The sequence below is a fragment of the Xanthobacter tagetidis genome, from assembly GCF_003667445.1.
Lineage (GTDB): Bacteria > Pseudomonadota > Alphaproteobacteria > Rhizobiales > Xanthobacteraceae > Xanthobacter > Xanthobacter tagetidis.
The window spans coordinates 92,852-107,201 of sequence record NZ_RCTF01000005.1 but is presented as its reverse complement, the minus strand read 5'-3'; the positions used below and the strand labels follow the sequence as shown (position 1 = coordinate 107,201).

Annotated in this window: 14 protein-coding genes; 7 read left to right on the top strand and 7 right to left on the bottom strand. The window is 70.2% G+C overall.

Annotated elements, in window-relative coordinates; all coding sequences use genetic code 11:
- Positions 1-7: 7 nt before the first annotated feature.
- Positions 8-589, bottom strand: coding sequence for a TRAP transporter small permease (locus D9R14_RS07995; RefSeq protein ID WP_245420640.1), 582 nt, complete (start codon positions 587-589; stop codon positions 8-10).
- A gap of 100 nt (positions 590-689) precedes the next feature.
- A complete protein-coding gene (locus D9R14_RS07990; RefSeq protein ID WP_121622803.1) occupies positions 690-1,667 on the bottom strand; it encodes a TRAP transporter substrate-binding protein in 978 nt (325 codons plus the stop codon).
- 190 nt (positions 1,668-1,857) lie between these two features.
- Here D9R14_RS07990 and D9R14_RS07985 point away from each other — a divergent pair, with 190 nt between their 5' ends.
- On the top strand, positions 1,858-2,535 hold the full coding sequence (locus D9R14_RS07985; RefSeq protein WP_121622802.1) for a GntR family transcriptional regulator: 678 nt from the start codon (positions 1,858-1,860) through the stop codon (positions 2,533-2,535).
- 296 nt (positions 2,536-2,831) lie between these two features.
- Here D9R14_RS07985 and D9R14_RS07975 read toward each other — a convergent pair whose 3' ends face one another.
- Positions 2,832-4,355: a UxaA family hydrolase gene (locus tag D9R14_RS07975; protein ID WP_121622800.1), complete on the bottom strand. Its 1,524-nt coding sequence runs from the start codon at positions 4,353-4,355 to the stop codon at positions 2,832-2,834.
- A 163-nt stretch (positions 4,356-4,518) separates the two neighbouring features.
- On the opposite strand from D9R14_RS07975, the gene D9R14_RS07970 reads away from it, so the two are divergent.
- From D9R14_RS07970 to D9R14_RS07955, 4 genes are all read left to right on the top strand, one after another.
- On the top strand, positions 4,519-5,364 hold the full coding sequence (locus tag D9R14_RS07970; protein ID WP_245420639.1) for a GntR family transcriptional regulator: 846 nt from the start codon (positions 4,519-4,521) through the stop codon (positions 5,362-5,364).
- On the top strand, positions 5,361-6,773 hold the full coding sequence (gene uxaC / locus D9R14_RS07965) for a glucuronate isomerase (RefSeq protein WP_394010525.1): 1,413 nt from the start codon (positions 5,361-5,363) through the stop codon (positions 6,771-6,773). The genes D9R14_RS07970 and uxaC overlap by 4 nt, the downstream gene beginning before the upstream one ends.
- Positions 6,770-8,263: a mannitol dehydrogenase family protein gene (locus D9R14_RS07960; RefSeq protein WP_121622797.1), complete on the top strand. Its 1,494-nt coding sequence runs from the start codon at positions 6,770-6,772 to the stop codon at positions 8,261-8,263. Before uxaC ends, D9R14_RS07960 begins: the two co-directional genes overlap by 4 nt.
- 82 nt (positions 8,264-8,345) lie before the next feature.
- On the top strand, positions 8,346-9,131 hold the full coding sequence (locus tag D9R14_RS07955; protein WP_121622796.1) for an SDR family NAD(P)-dependent oxidoreductase: 786 nt from the start codon (positions 8,346-8,348) through the stop codon (positions 9,129-9,131).
- Positions 9,132-9,150: 19 nt separating this feature from the next.
- On the opposite strand, the gene D9R14_RS07950 is transcribed toward D9R14_RS07955, so the two are convergent.
- The 3 genes from D9R14_RS07950 to D9R14_RS07940 form a co-directional block, all read right to left on the bottom strand.
- A complete protein-coding gene (locus tag D9R14_RS07950; protein ID WP_147452984.1) occupies positions 9,151-9,534 on the bottom strand; it encodes a hypothetical protein in 384 nt (127 codons plus the stop codon).
- A 103-nt stretch (positions 9,535-9,637) separates the two neighbouring features.
- Positions 9,638-10,525 carry an alkaline phosphatase family protein gene (locus D9R14_RS07945; protein ID WP_170168543.1) on the bottom strand — a complete coding sequence of 296 codons (888 nt, stop codon included), beginning with the start codon at positions 10,523-10,525 and terminating at the stop codon, positions 9,638-9,640.
- Positions 10,526-10,673: 148 nt separating this feature from the next.
- Entirely contained in the window at positions 10,674-11,459 is a 786-nt protein-coding gene (locus D9R14_RS07940; RefSeq protein ID WP_121622793.1) for an SDR family oxidoreductase, read from the bottom strand.
- A 369-nt stretch (positions 11,460-11,828) separates the two neighbouring features.
- Between D9R14_RS07940 and D9R14_RS07935 the strand changes: the two genes are divergently transcribed.
- Positions 11,829-12,917 carry a murein L,D-transpeptidase family protein gene (locus D9R14_RS07935; protein WP_184759456.1) on the top strand — a complete coding sequence of 363 codons (1,089 nt, stop codon included), beginning with the start codon at positions 11,829-11,831 and terminating at the stop codon, positions 12,915-12,917.
- 10 nt (positions 12,918-12,927) lie between these two features.
- Here D9R14_RS07935 and D9R14_RS07930 read toward each other — a convergent pair whose 3' ends face one another.
- On the bottom strand, positions 12,928-13,431 hold the full coding sequence (locus tag D9R14_RS07930; RefSeq protein ID WP_121622792.1) for a DUF6790 family protein: 504 nt from the start codon (positions 13,429-13,431) through the stop codon (positions 12,928-12,930).
- Between the two features lie 191 nt (positions 13,432-13,622).
- On the opposite strand from D9R14_RS07930, the gene D9R14_RS07925 reads away from it, so the two are divergent.
- Positions 13,623-14,264 (top strand): Pr6Pr family membrane protein, encoded by a 642-nt coding sequence (locus D9R14_RS07925; protein WP_121622791.1) that lies wholly within the window; start codon positions 13,623-13,625, stop codon positions 14,262-14,264.
- The last annotated feature ends 86 nt before the right edge of the window (positions 14,265-14,350 follow it).

The following is a 14,350-nucleotide window of genomic DNA, read 5'->3' as shown; positions in this document are numbered from 1 at the left end:
TTCCGGCTCAGTCGATGGGATGCTCGGCGTGGAGCGGCACGGCCGGCTCCTCCACGCCCGCGAGGTCCTCGATCAGCTTTTCGAGGGAGAACAGGGCGATCAGCGCGCCGCCGCCCACCAGCGGCAGGTAGTCGACGCCCTGGGGCAGGTCGATGCCCGCCATCTTGGCGCTCCAGGTGCCCATGGCGAGGTCCCAGCCATAGACCGCCATGGCACAGCCGAAGCCCATCACCAGCACGTTGGTGGCGATCTCCATCCCCCGGCGCACCGGCGGCGGTGCGTAGTGCAGGCCGATCTCGAAGCCCAGGTGGTCGCGCTCGCGCACGCCCACCGCGGCGCCGAGCAGGATGAACCAGCTCATGAGCAGCAGCGAGAACGGCTCGGTCCAGCTGGGCGATGAATTGAGCACGTAGCGGCCGATCACCTGCCAGAACACCACCCCCGTCATGAGGACGAGGCCGGCGCCGGAGATCCACAGGGCGATGCGCGAGAGCAGGCTCACCAGCCGCCGCAGCGGGCGGAGGGCGGGAAGGGTCCCCATGGCGTCGGCTCTCTCCATGGCTGCGGCAGGCAGCGTTTCGGCTTTCATGGCGTGTCGTCCCGGTGCGTGTCGTCCCGGTCCGGCGGCGGCGCATTCGGCGCACCGCCGCGCGGTGCGCGCCCCCGGCGCGGGGCCGGGGGCGGATGGCTCACTGAACCGCCTTGATGCGGTTCACGAGGTCCTTCATCTTCTCGGAGGTGACGAACTTGTCGTAGACCGGCGCCATGGCGTCGATGAACGGCTTCTTGTCCACCTCGTTGATCATGGCGCCGCCCTTGACCACGCGGTCCTTGGCCTCGGCGTCGCGCTTGGCCCACAGCTCGCGCATCTTCTTGGTGGCCTCCTTGCCGGCCTCCTTGAACGCCTTCTGCTCGTCCGGCGTCAGCTTGTCCCAGGAGCGCTTGGACATCACGAACACTTCCGGCGCCAGCGAGTGCTCGGTGAGCGAATAGTACTTCGCCACCTCGTAGTGCTTCACGGAATCGTAGGAGGGATAGTTGTTCTCGGCGCCGTCCACGAGGCCGGTCTGCAGCGCGGAATAGACCTCGCCGAACGGGATCGGCGTCGCGTTGGCGCCGAGCGCGTTGATCATGCCGATGAAGAGGTCCGACTGCTGGACGCGGATCTTCATGCCCTTCATGTCGGCGAGCGTCTTGATGGGCTTCTTGGAATTGTAGATCGAGCGCGCGCCGCTGTCGAAGAAGCCCAGCACCACGAGGCCCTGCGGCTCGAACGCCTTGGCGATCTCGTCGCCGATCGGGCCGTCCACCACCTTGTACATGTGGTCCACCGAGCGGAACAGGAACGGCATGCCGAGCACCGCCGTCTCGGGGATCAGGTTGTTGAATGGGGCGGTGTTGATGCGGTTGAGGTCGATCACGCCGAAGCGGGTCTGCTCGATGGTGTCCTTCTCGCCGCCGAGCTGGCCGGCGAAGAACAGCTGCACCTTGTACTTGCCGTTGGTCTTCTTCTCCACCAGCTCGCCGAAATACTTCACCGCCTCGACGGTGGGGTAGCCGTCGGGATGGATGTCGGCGGACTTCAGCGTGGTCTGGGCAAAGGCCGGCAAGGCCGGCGCGGCGCACAGCAGCGCGGCCAGGGCAAAAGCGTGGCGTCGGGTCAGCATTGGCGTTCTCCCTATTCGACAGTCAGGTCTTGTTTGATCTTGACCACGGAGCGGCTTGGCCTCACCGAGGACGGTCGGACCCGCGCGCGCTGCGCCGCCGGGTCCGGATTGCCGCCGGAGGGGGCGATTTTCCTTCTTGGGCAGCAATTGTATGGTAGTGTTCACTGGTATGCAACAGAGGAGGCGCCCGATGGACGCCATCAATGCGGCCGCTCAGGGATCGGCCGCGCACCGCCTGGAGGCGGAGCTGAGGCGCGCGATCGTGGCGCTGGAACTGAAGCCCGGCACGCGGCTCTCCGAGCAGGAGATCGCGGTGCGGCACGGCGTCTCGCGCCAGCCGGTGCGCGAGGCGCTGATCGGCCTCGCCCGCACCCGCCTCGTTGAGATCCTGCCCCAGCGCGGCACCGTGGTGGTGAAGATCTCGGTGAAGAAGATGATGGAGGCCCGCTTCGTGCGCGAGGCGGTGGAATGCGCCGTGGCGCGGCGCGCGGCCGAGGCGTTCGACCCCATGGCGCGCCAGCGCATCGGCGACCTCATCGACCTCCAGGAGAAGACCGCCCGCCGCGGCGACCATGTGGCCTTCCAGCGCTATGACGAGATGTTCCACGCCGCGCTTGCCGACGGCGCGGGCTGCCCGCTGGCCTGGGAGGCGGTGGGCGACATCAAGGCCCATATGGACCGCGCCTGCCATCTCACCCTTCCCGGTGCCGACGCCATGCTGCCGCTGGTCGCCCAGCACCAGGCGATCATGGCCGCCATCGACGCCCGCGATCCGGACGGCGCCGCCGCGGCTATGCGCCGGCACCTGACGGAAATCCTGCGCACCTTGCCCAAGGTCGAGGCCGAGCACCCCGAACTGTTCGAGTAGCGCCGCGCGGGCGCCGACGCGGCGCACCGGCCGAACCGCCCCATCCTGCTTCCATCCCCATTGGCCAGGGACCACTCGGGCCGTCATGCCCGGGCTTGTCCCGGGCATCCACGCCAGGCCGCTGGCGCAGCATGCCCCGTTTTGCGCCAGGCCGCGGGGCGTGGATGGCCGGGACAAGCCCGGCCATGACACTCCAGCTTTTGGAAACGCCTTCCCCCGCAACCGGGAGAGGGAACGGCACGCGGGCCCGGCGGCGCCGTCCGGATCCAGTGTCCTTCTGATCGCCGCGCGGCCCATCACATCACCGCGCCGATCTGCCAGGGCACGAACTCGGCGTCGCCATAGCCCAGCGACTCGGACTTGGTGGGGGCGCCGGAGGCCACCGCCAGAACGTCGGAGAAGATCTCCCTGCCCTTGTCCTCAAGGCTCACGCCGTCGAGCACGTCGCCGCAATTGATGTCCATGTCCTCCTCCATCCTGCGATAGATGTCGGAGTTGGTGGCGAGCTTGAGCGAGGGCACGGGCTTGCAGCCGAAGGCGGAGCCGCGCCCGGTGGTGAAGCAGATGACGTTGGCCCCGCCCGCCACCTGCCCGGTCGCCGCCACCGGGTCGTAGCCCGGCGTGTCCATGAAGACGAAGCCCGACGCCGTCACCGGCTCGGCATATTCGTAGACCTCGCTCAGGGTCGCGAAACCGCCCTTGGCAGCCGCGCCCAGCGACTTCTCCAGGATGGTGGTGAGCCCGCCGGCCTTGTTGCCGGGCGAGGGATTGTTGTTCATCTCCCCCGCATTGCGGGCGGTGTAGTCCTCCCACCATTTGATGCGGGCGACCAGCTTCTCGCCCACCTCGCGGGTCGCCGCGCGGCGCGTGAGCAGGTGCTCGGCGCCGTAGATCTCCGGCGTCTCGGACAGGATCGAGGTGCCGCCGTTCGCCACCAGCAGGTCCGAGGCGACGCCGAGGGCCGGGTTGGCGGTGAGCGCCGAATAGCCGTCCGAGCCGCCGCACTGGAGCGCCAGCACGATCTCCGAGGCGGGCCGGGTCTCGCGCTGGGCCGCGGCGGCCTTCGGCAGCATCTCGTTGAGCACGCCGACGATGTGCTCGACCGTGCGCCGCGTGCCGCCCTCCTCCTGGATGGTGAGGGTGCGGAAGCCGTCGCTCTCCTCGATGCCGTAGTCGGACTTGAAGCGGGCGATCTGGAACATCTCGCAGCCGAGCCCCACCATCACCACGGCGGCGAAGTTGGGGTGGGTGGCGTAGCCCCACAGCGTGCGCGAGAGCACGTCGAAGCCCTCGCCCTTGGAGGCCATGCCGCAGCCGGTGCCGTGGATGATCGGCACGATGCCGTCGATGCCGGGGAAGGCCGCCAGCGCGCCCGAGCGCTCCAGCTCCGCGGCGGCGAAGCGCGCCACCGAGGCGGAGCAGTTCACGCTGGTGAGGATGCCGAGATAGTTGCGGGTGCCGGTGCGCCCATTGGAGCGGCGGAAGCCCTGGAAGGTCGCGCGCTCCGCCAGCGGCAGCAGCACGTCCGCACGGGCGTCGGCGGCGAACGCATAGTCGCGCGCGAAGTCGTGCAGGGCGACATTGTGGGTGTGGATGTGGTCGCCCGGCGCGATCGGCTGCGAGGCGAAGCCGATGATCTGCCCGAACTTCACCACCGGCGCGCCCTCTGCGATGGGGGCGAGCGCGAACTTGTGGCCCTTGGGAATGCGCGCTGGCGCAGTGACGCCCTCGACCATCGCCCCTTCCGGGACCGGGTCGAGCGCCACGGCGAGATTGTCCTTCTCGGACAGACGCAGGGTCCGCGGGGAAAGGCCCGCCATCGCCACCTGAGCCACACTTCCTCCTCACGCCGCGGCAGGGCCGCGTTGACGTCTTTGATATGCTAATATATTAGCATTGAAGCGTTCGCAAGAGCGTCGCCCGCCTTTCGCCTTCCTTCCGGAAGCCGCGATGCGGCGGGCGTCGAGGGAGGGGCGGGGCGCGGTGGACGAAGCTCGCAAAGACGAATCCCGCAAGGATGACGCCCGCAAGGACGACGCCCGCAAGATCGGCATCCGCAGCCGCGGCGGCCCCGTCCGGATCGAGAATGTCCGGGCCATCCCCGCCTCCGCGCGCATTCACGAGGCGCTGCGCGAAAAGATCATCTCCATGGATTGGACCCCCGGCGCGGCGGTCCAGGAGAAGCAGATCGCGCTGGCCTATGGCGTGTCCCGCACGCCGGTGCGCGAGGCGGTGCTGAAGCTTGCCGACGAGCGGCTGGTGGACATCTTTCCCCAGTACGGCACCTTCGTCTCGCGCATCTCGCTGCCCTCGGTGCGCGACGCCATGGTGATCCGCCAGTCGCTGGAGCGCACCGCCGTGCGCGAGGCCGCGCTCAAGGTTGCCGGGGCGACCGACAAGGCCGGCAAAGGCCTCGTGGCCGATCTGAAGGCGCTGCTCGCGCGCCAGCGCTCCAGCCACAAGGCCGGCGACCTCGCGGCCTTCCACGCCGCCGACGAGGCCTTCCACCAGGCGATCGCGGACCTCGCGGGCCACCCCAACATCTGGCGCGTGATCCGCCAGGAAAAGGCCCAGGTGGACCGCTGCCGCCTGCTCACCTTGCCGTCGGCCGAGCGGCGCGCCAGCGTCATCGCCGAGCACGCCGCCATCGTCGACGCGCTCGCCGCGGGCGACGCCGACGCCGCCGAGGCGGCGGTCGCGGTCCATCTCGGCCGGGTCATCCCCAGCATCGCCGGGCTGGTGGAGGCCTATCCCGACTATTTCGCCGAAACCGAAATCCTCGCCGACGCGGCGGAAGAGCCGTCCGCGCCCCGCATCAGGACCCTCTGAGAATGCTCAATCATCCCGACCGCCTGCTGCCGGCCGATCCGAACGTGCGCGCGGTGGCGCGGCGCCTCCTGGCGGAGGTCGAGCACCTGCCCATCGTCTCGCCGCATGGCCACACCGATCCGCGCTGGTATGCGGAGAACGCGGCTTTCCCCGATCCCGCGCGCCTGTTCGTGGTGCCGGATCACTACGTCTTCCGCATGCTCTACAGCCAGGGCGTGCCGCTGGAGGCGCTCGGCGTGCCGCGGCGCGACGGCGGCGCCACCGAGCAGGATGGGCGCGCCATCTGGCGCCTGTTCGCCGCCCACTATCACCTGTTCCGCGGCACCCCCACGCGCCTGTGGCTGGACCACGCCTTCGCCACCCTGTTCGGCCTGGAAGAGCGGCTCGGCCCGGACAATGCGGACCGCCATTACGACATCATCGCCGAGCATCTCGCCCGCGACGACTACCGCCCCCGCGCGCTGTTCGAGCGCTTCAACATCGAGGTGATCGCCACCACCGAGAGCCCGCTCGACGAACTGAAGTGGCACGCCATGATCCGAGAGTCCGGCTGGGGCGGGCGGGTCGTCACCGCCTACCGGCCCGATCCGGTGGTGGACCCCGCGTTCGAGGGGTTTCGCGACAACCTTGCGAAGCTCGGCGACATGACGGGGGAGGACACGTTCTCCTACCAGGGGTACCTGGAAGCCCACCGCAAGCGGCGCGCATTCTTCAAGAGCTTCGGCGCCACCTCCTCGGACCACGGCCACCCCACCGCGGCGACCTTCGACCTCGATCCGGTGGAGGCGGAGGCGCTGTTCCGGCGCGTCACCGGCAACGCCCCGGTTTCGGCGGAGGATGCCGAGCTGTTCCGCGGCCAGATGCTCACCGAGATGGCGGCCATGAGCCTCGATGACGGGCTGGTGCTGCAGATCCATCCCGGCGCGCTGCGCAACCACAATGGTGCCGTCTTCGCCCGCCACGGCCGCGACATGGGCGCCGACGTGCCCACCGCCACCGACTATGTGCACGCGCTGCGCCCGCTGCTGGAGCGCTTCGGCAACGAAACGGACCTCACGGTCGTCCTGTTCACCTTGGACGAGACCGCCTATGCCCGCGAACTGGCGCCGCTCGCCGGCCACTATCCGGCGCTGCGGCTCGGGCCGGCCTGGTGGTTCCACGACAGCCCGGAGGGCATGAAGCGCTTCCGTGAGATGACCACGGAGACGGCCGGCTTCTACAACACGGTCGGCTTCAACGACGACACCCGCGCCTTCCCCTCCATCCCGGCGCGGCACAATGTGGCGCGGCGCATCGATTGCGGCTTCCTGGCGAACCTCGTCTGCGAGCACCGGCTCGACGAGGACGAGGCGGCGGAAGTGGCACGCGACCTCGCCTACGGGCTCGCCAAGCGGGCGTACAAGCTGTGAGCGGGGAGGGCGCGCCGCGCCTGGCGCTGAAGACGCTCGGCGATCTGCCTGCCGACGTGGCGCGCCCCGGCTACGACGTCGGCGCGGCGGAGGTGGGCGTGGTGCATCTCGGCGTCGGCGCGTTCCACCGGGCGCACCAGGCGGTCTATCTCGACGACGTCATGGCGCGCGGCGCGAAGGGCTGGGCGATCGCCGGCGCGAGCCTGCGCGCGGCCGACACGTATGACGCCCTCGCGCCCCAGGACGGCCTCTACACGCTTGCCGTCCGCTCCGGCGCGGGCGATGCGCTGCGCGTGGTGGGATCGCTCCGGCACCTGCTGGTCGCCCCGCGCGATCCGCAGGCGCTGCTCTCCGCCATGTGCGACCCGAAGGTGCGCATCGTCAGCCTCACCGTGACCGAGAAGGGCTATTGCCACGACCCGGCGAGCGGCACGCTGGACGAGGCGCACCCCGACATCCGCGCCGACCTCGCCGATCCCCATCGCCCGCGGAGCGCGCCCGGTTTCCTGGTGGAGGCGCTCGCCCGGCGCCGGGCCGCCGGCACCCGCCCCTTCACCGTGTTGTGCTGCGACAACCTGCCGGCCAACGGCACCACCGTCGCTCGCGTCACGGCGCGCCTTGCGGCGCTGCGCGATCCCGACCTCGGCCGCTTCGTGGAAGGCGAGGTGGCATTCCCCTCCACCATGGTGGACCGCATCGTGCCCGCCACCACCGACGCCGACCGCGCTTTGGTGGCGCAGCGCCTCGGCGTCGCCGACGCCTGGCCGGTGATGGCCGAGCCGTTCAGCCAGTGGGTGGTGGAGGACCGCTTCCCCGCCGGCCGGCCGCCTCTGGAGGAGGTGGGCGCCCAGGTGGTGGCGGATGTCGCCCCCTACGAGCACATGAAGCTGCGCCTGCTCAACGGCGCCCACTCGACCCTGGCCTATCTCGGCTATCTCGCCGGCCACGAGACCATCGCCGACACCATGGCGGATGCGGCCTTCGCCCGCCTCGTCCAGCGGCTCCAGGACGAGGAGATCACGCCCACGCTGGCGGTGCCGCCCGGCGCCGACCTCGCCGGCTACAAAGCGGCGCTGCGCGAACGCTTCCGCAATCCGGCGCTCAGGCACCGCACCTGGCAGATCGCCATGGACGGCTCGCAGAAGCTGCCGCAGCGCCTCGTCGCCACCGCCCGCGACCGGCTGGCGGCGGGCGCCCCCATCGACCTCATCGCCCTGGGGATCGCGGGATGGATGCGCTACGTCGCCGGCTGGGACGAGCACGGCCGCGCCATCGACGTGCGCGATCCGCTCGCCAGCCGGCTGCGGACGCTCGCCGACGCCGCGGGGCTCGATGCGCCACGCCTCGCCCCGGCGCTGCTTTCGGTGCGCGAGGTGTTCGGCACCGACCTTCCCGCCGACCCGCGCTTTGCCACGGCGGTGACGGAGGCGCTCGGCGACGTCATCCGCGGCGGCGCCGCCGGCGCGGTGGGGCGGGTGGTCACGCGCTGAGGCGGCTCTCTGGTATAGCAACCGGCGCCTGCCCGACCTCGACGACGTGCGAGCCGGCGCAGGCCAAGCCTGGAGGACATCGATGCCGACCGCTCCCGTTCCCGTCTTTCCCGACCTCGCCGGCAAGGCGGTCCTCGTCACCGGCGCCTCCACCGGCATCGGCGCGGCGGCGGCCGAGGCCTTCGCCGCCAACGGCGCGCGGGTCGCGGTCCACTACAATTCCAGCCGCGACAAGGCGGAAGCGGTGGCGCAGAAGATCCGCGCCGCGGGCGGCATTGCGCTTTTGGTGGCGGGCGACGTGACCGCGCCTGGCGTGCCCGACCGCATCGTGCGCGAGGCGGCGGAGGGCCTCGGCGGGCTCGACGTGCTGGTGAACAATGCCGGCGGGCTCGTGCAGCGCGTGCCGGCGGCCGACTATGACGACGCCTATATCAGCGCGGTCTTCGACCTCAACGTGCGCCAGGTGATCCACTTCGTGCGCGCGGGCGCCGCGGTGATGGCGGCGCAGGGGCGCGGCGGCGCCATCATCAACGTCTCGTCGGTGGCAGCGCGCACCGGCGGCGGCGGCGGGGCGGTGCTCTATGCGGCGGCGAAGGGCTTCATCTCCACCGCGACCCACGGCTGGGCGAAAGAGCTGATCGGCGCCGGCATCCGCGTCAATGCGGTGGCGCCGGGCGTGATCGAGACCCCGTTCCACGATCGTTATTCGACGCCGCAGATCCTGGATGCCATGAAGGCGTCGATCCCCGCCGGCCGGCTTGGCGGCCCGCAGGAATGCGCCGCCACCTTCCTCTATCTCGCCTCCACGGCGAGCGCCTATGTCATCGGCCAGGTGATCGAGGTGAATGGCGGCCAGTACATGCCGTGAACCGTCGCCCGGCGGCGGCTCAGTTGCCGCCGTCGTTGTCGGCCTCGTCGCAGGTATAGCCGATGAAGCAGCGCGGATTGTCGTCGGTCGGCACCCAGGCGGGCGTGCCGACCTGGTCCTCCTGGCACAGGCTCTGGTCGCGCACATAACGCTGCGCATTGCCGCCGCCGATGGGGATCAGAACGAAGCCGTTCTGCTGCACCATGGCCTGGAGCGGCGCGCAGGTGGAGGGCGGCACCGGGATCGCCATGTAGCCGGACGGCGGCGCAGCGCCGTAGATCGCGGTGCCGTCCGGCGGCACCGGCACGCCCTGCGCGCCGAGGTCCGGCGGCGGCGTCAGCGCGTCCTGCGCCAGCGCGGCGGCCGGCATCATCAGCGCGGCCGCAAGAATCATCCAACGCATGGGAATTCCCCCCTCGAGTTGCTCCATCTAGAGCAATTCGCCGCGGCGTTGAATGCCATTTCGGGCGGAGACTTTCCTTTCCCGGCCAATCGCGCCTGCGGGGTCAGGCCACGGGCTGCGGCACCGCCGTGCGACCGAGCCGGCCGAGGGCGGCCTCGGGCAGCGCCACCGCCTCCTCCACCGGCTGGCCCCGGTAGCGGATGAGCAGCGGCACGGTGAGCGTCATGGGATGGCTGATGCCGTGCTCCCACAATCCGTCCTCGCCCCAGCAGTCGCCGTGGTCGGCGCAGACGACGATCGTGGCGTGGGCGAACGCCTCGATCAGCGGCGCCAGCACGTCATCGACATATTCCAGGCACTGGCGCTGGCGCGCACGACACACGTCGGCGCGGTCCTCGGCCTGGAACGGGCGGCAGGGATTGTCCTCCGCCGGCCAGGGCGCGCCCTCGAAATGGTAGGGCACGTGGGTCTCGCCCACATTGATGAATACGAAGGCATCGTCGCGCCACCGCCGCGCCAGCGACTGCTTCACGAACGCAAGCTGCTGGCGCACCCCGGCATGGCCGGTGAAGCGGAAGTGCTTGAAATTTCCGGTGAGACGGCGCGAGACCGGGGTCGATCCGTCGAACCAGCCGGCCGCGCCCGTTCCCACCGTGTGATACCCGGCCTTGCGGAAGCCGGCGACGATGTCGTCGCCGTCCACCGTGAAGCCGGGGGTGCCGTGGCCCGCATGGCCGGCCCGGCCGAGCCGGAACAGCCGCGCGAACTTCGGATTGAGGAACGGCACCGGCAGATCCGCCACGCCGGGCGTGAAGCCCACGAACATGGCGGCATGGGAGGCGTAGGTGAAATGGCACGGCGCCTGTGCCCGGAACGTCGCCGACACCTGGTCCATGGCCGGCGTCCGGGACGCCAGGAACGTATCATATCGACAAGAGTCGACGGTGATGAACAGGACGCTCTTGGACGTTACCCGGAACGTATCGGCCATCCGCAATTGTCTCCAATTGTGACGCGCCGCCCCGCTGACCGAAGGACCGCCAGTTGGTCAGACTCGGCCACAGGGCGAGTCTGTGACTTTAGGTAAACCCCACTTTCTCCGGATGGTTCCGAGCGAAGGCGCGCCGGCCGCCGCGCCGCTACAGGTTGGGGATCTGACCGCCGTCGACGCGGATCATGGAGCCGGTGATGAAGGAGGCCTGATTGCTCGCAAGGAAGCAGGCCGCGTCGCCGAATTCCTCCGGCCGGCCGTAACGCCCCGCCGGGATGGTTGCGCGCGCGCGGACGCGGACCTCATCGACGTCGATGCCCTCGCGCTTGGCGGCTGCCTCGTCCAGGAACGCCACGCGCTCGGTGGCGATGCGGCCCGGCACCAGCGTGTTCACGGTGATGCCGTCCTGCGCCACTTCCCGCGCCAGCGTCTTCGACCAGCCGGTGAGCGCGACGCGCAGGGTGTTGGACATGGCGAGGTTGGGAATCGGCGCGATGGTGCCGGAGGACGTGACGGTGATGATGCGGCCCCACTGGCGCGCGCGCATGCCGGGCAGGATGCGATCCGTGATCGCGATCACCGACAGCACCATGGCGCGGAAGTTCTTCTCCCACAGCTCGATGGGCTGGCCCGCGGCGGTGGTGGGCGGCGGCCCGCCGGTGTTGTTGACCAGGATGTCCACCGGACCGAGCGCCGTCTCCACCTTGCCGACGGCCTCCTCGATGGCGCCGAGGTCGGCGAGGTCGAACGGCATCACCAGCGCGGTGCCGCCCCCGGCCTCCACGGTGGCGGCCGCGCGGTCCAGCGCCGCCACGTTGCGGCCGGCGAGCGCGACGCGCGCGCCCTCGCGCCCGAGCGCCGCGGCGATGGCGCCGCCGAGACCGCCGCTCGCGCCGAGCACCAGGGCCGTGCGTGCCTCAAGTCCGAAATTCATGGGTCGTTCTCCCGATGGTCATGCCGCCGGCGCGGGCACCGCCGTGGCGCTCCGCCGGTGAACAGGTGCCCTCTCATAGGTCATGGCGGGCCGCCGCGGAACGGGCTTGAGCGAGGCGCGGCCCGCCTGCGTTCTCATCCCTGCCGCATTTGGCGGCTTGGCTGCCGATCACGACATGTGGACGGCGGATGGTCGCACGCTTGCGCGCAAGGCCGGAAAGTAGGCCCCAGCCAGCAGGTTGCCGCGATGCGGGATGCCCCTGCGGCGGCTTGCGGTAACCATTCGTCAACGCTACAGGGTCTTACCGATGGACGTGGCGCCCGCTTCTGGCCTCTTCTGGTCCCGGATCCGGACGTTGGGAGTTCTGCGTTGAGCCGTCCGCTGACGAGATTTGGTGCCCGTGCCCGCGCGGCGGTCCTCGCCGCGTCGCTGGCGCTTGCGCTCTCGGCCTGTTCCCAGACCGACGACGTGTCGCGCAAGGCCAACAAGCCGCTGTCGCCGCAGATGCTCTCCCTGATCGCCCAGAAGAAGATGGAGCCGTCGAGCCCGATCCTGGTGCGCATCTTCAAGAAGGAAGCCGAGCTGGAGGTCTGGAAGGAGACCACGGACGGCAAGTATGCGCTGCTGAAGACCTATCCCATCTGCCGCTGGTCGGGCGAGCTGGGGCCCAAGGTGCGGGTGGGCGACCGCCAGGCGCCGGAGGGCTTCTACACCATCGCCCCGGGCCAGATGAATCCGAACTCCAGCTACTACCTGTCGTTCAATCTCGGCTTCCCGAACGCGTTCGACCGCGCCTATGGGCGCACCGGCGAGTTCCTCATGGTGCACGGGGACTGCTCGTCCGCCGGCTGCTACGCCATGACCGACGAGCAGATCTCCGAGATCTTCTCGCTCGCCCGCGAGAGCTTCGCCGGCGGCCAGACCGCGTTCCAGGTGCAGGCCTATCCCTTCCACATGACGCCGAAGAACCTCGCCGAGAACCGCAAGAACCCGAACATGGCCTTCTGGAGGAACCTGAAGGAGGGCTACGACCAGTTCGAGGTGACGCGGCAAGTGCCCAAGGTGAACGTCTGCGAGCGGCGCTACGTGTTCGGCGCCGAGCCGGAGCCGGGCAGGACCTTCAACGCCCAGGAGGCGTGCCCGCCCTATCGCGTGGACGAGCAGGTGGCCCAGTCGGTCGCCGCCAAGGCCCGCGTCGACGATGCGCTGGTGGCCGAGCTGTCGCAAACCGCGCCGGTCGCCCCCGTGCGCACCTACCGCGACGGCGGCATGCACCCGGTGTTCCTCGCCGAGCTGAAGCGCAAGAAGACCGGCGGCGGCGAGGCGGGCTATTCCCAGGCGCCCGGCACGGTGCCGGACACCACCCGCCCGCCGGGCGGCCTCGACGATACCGGCCTCACCGAGGCGGGGGCCGGGGCCGGCACCCCCACCGTCACCGGCACGATCGCGCCGCGTTGAGCCGCGCGCCTCAGGCCTCCCGGCGCAGACCGCCTTCAAGCCCGCCGCTGCGCCAGTAGGCGTAGAGCAGGCCGAGCAGCCACAGCGGGATGAAGGTGTCGGTGAAGGCCGGCATCAGGTTGTAGGGCGCGAAGTCGTGCGCCACCACCAGCTCGCGCACATGCCCGTAGGCCGCGCCGAGCATGAAGAACGACCAGCCGAGCGCGGTCGCGAGCCAGAACCCGCCGCCGATGAAGACGCACAGGAAGCCGAGGAGGCCCCAGGCGCCGTCGTGCAGCCCCACCTCGAACTGGAACGGGCTGCCCGGCGCCCAGCCGATCAGCTTTGCGGCCTCGTCGGCGAAGAAGACGTGCGGGACGAAGCCGAAGAAGAAGCCGACCATGCCCACGTCGAGCACGAAGGCATAGACCAGCAGCAGGCGCAGCACGTTGCGGCGCGTCCACGGCCCCTTGGCCAGAGCGAGATGGGCGAACGGCAGCAGCACGCTCGCAAGCACGATGAAGACGACGATCATGGGCCCCCCTTCCGCAGCCACGGCGCGGCCCGTGACGACACCACGAAAGCCGGCCCCCATCAACGCGGCCCGGCTTGACCCGAGCAATTGATTTCGGTTTACGCCGGCTGCGTTCTAAGCTTTGCCGTGACTTTGTGGGCGTGCCGCCTGCCGCGCAGGCGGTCCCGCCCCGGGGCCGGAGGGCGGGCGTCATGGAACGGTGGGGCAGAAGGCTGGCGCTGGTGGCGGCGCTGGTGGGGTTTGCGGCGCTGGCGCTCCAGCTCGGCATCATCGTGGTCAAGGAGGGGCAAGGCGGGCTCGCCTTGCTGCCGGCGCTGGGCGCCGGGCTGTGGCGCTTCTTCGGCTATTTCACCATCCTCGGCAACATGTTCGCGGCGGTGGTGGCGCTCGCCATGGCGCTGGCGCCGCGCGGGGTGCTCGCCGGGGCGCGGGTGAAGCTCGCGGCGGTGGTGGCGATCGTGCTCATCGGCATCGTCTATTCGCTGCTGCTGCGGCACGTGTGGAACCCCACCGGGTGGCAGGCGGTGGCCGACCATGCGCTGCACGACGTCATGCCGCCTTTGTTCCTTCTCGCATGGGCGCTCATGCCCCACGGCGGCCTCGCCTTCCGCGACGCCTTGTGGGCCATGGTGCCGCCGCTCGGCTATCTCGCTTATGCGATGGCGCGCGGCGCGTATGACGGCTGGTATGCCTACTGGTTCCTCGATCCGGCGAAGCTCGGCCCGGAACGCATGGCGCTCAACGCGCTGGCCCTCGCCGCGGGCTTCCTCGCCGCCGGCCTGCTGCTGGTGGCCCTCGACCGGTTTCTGGCGCGGCGGCTCAAAGGTGGCTGAGCGCTCTCAAGTCCCGGGGTCGGGGCTCCCGAAGCACCCGTCTGCTCGGCTCGGAGGGTGCGCAACGTCTCATTCTGGCTTCCCCG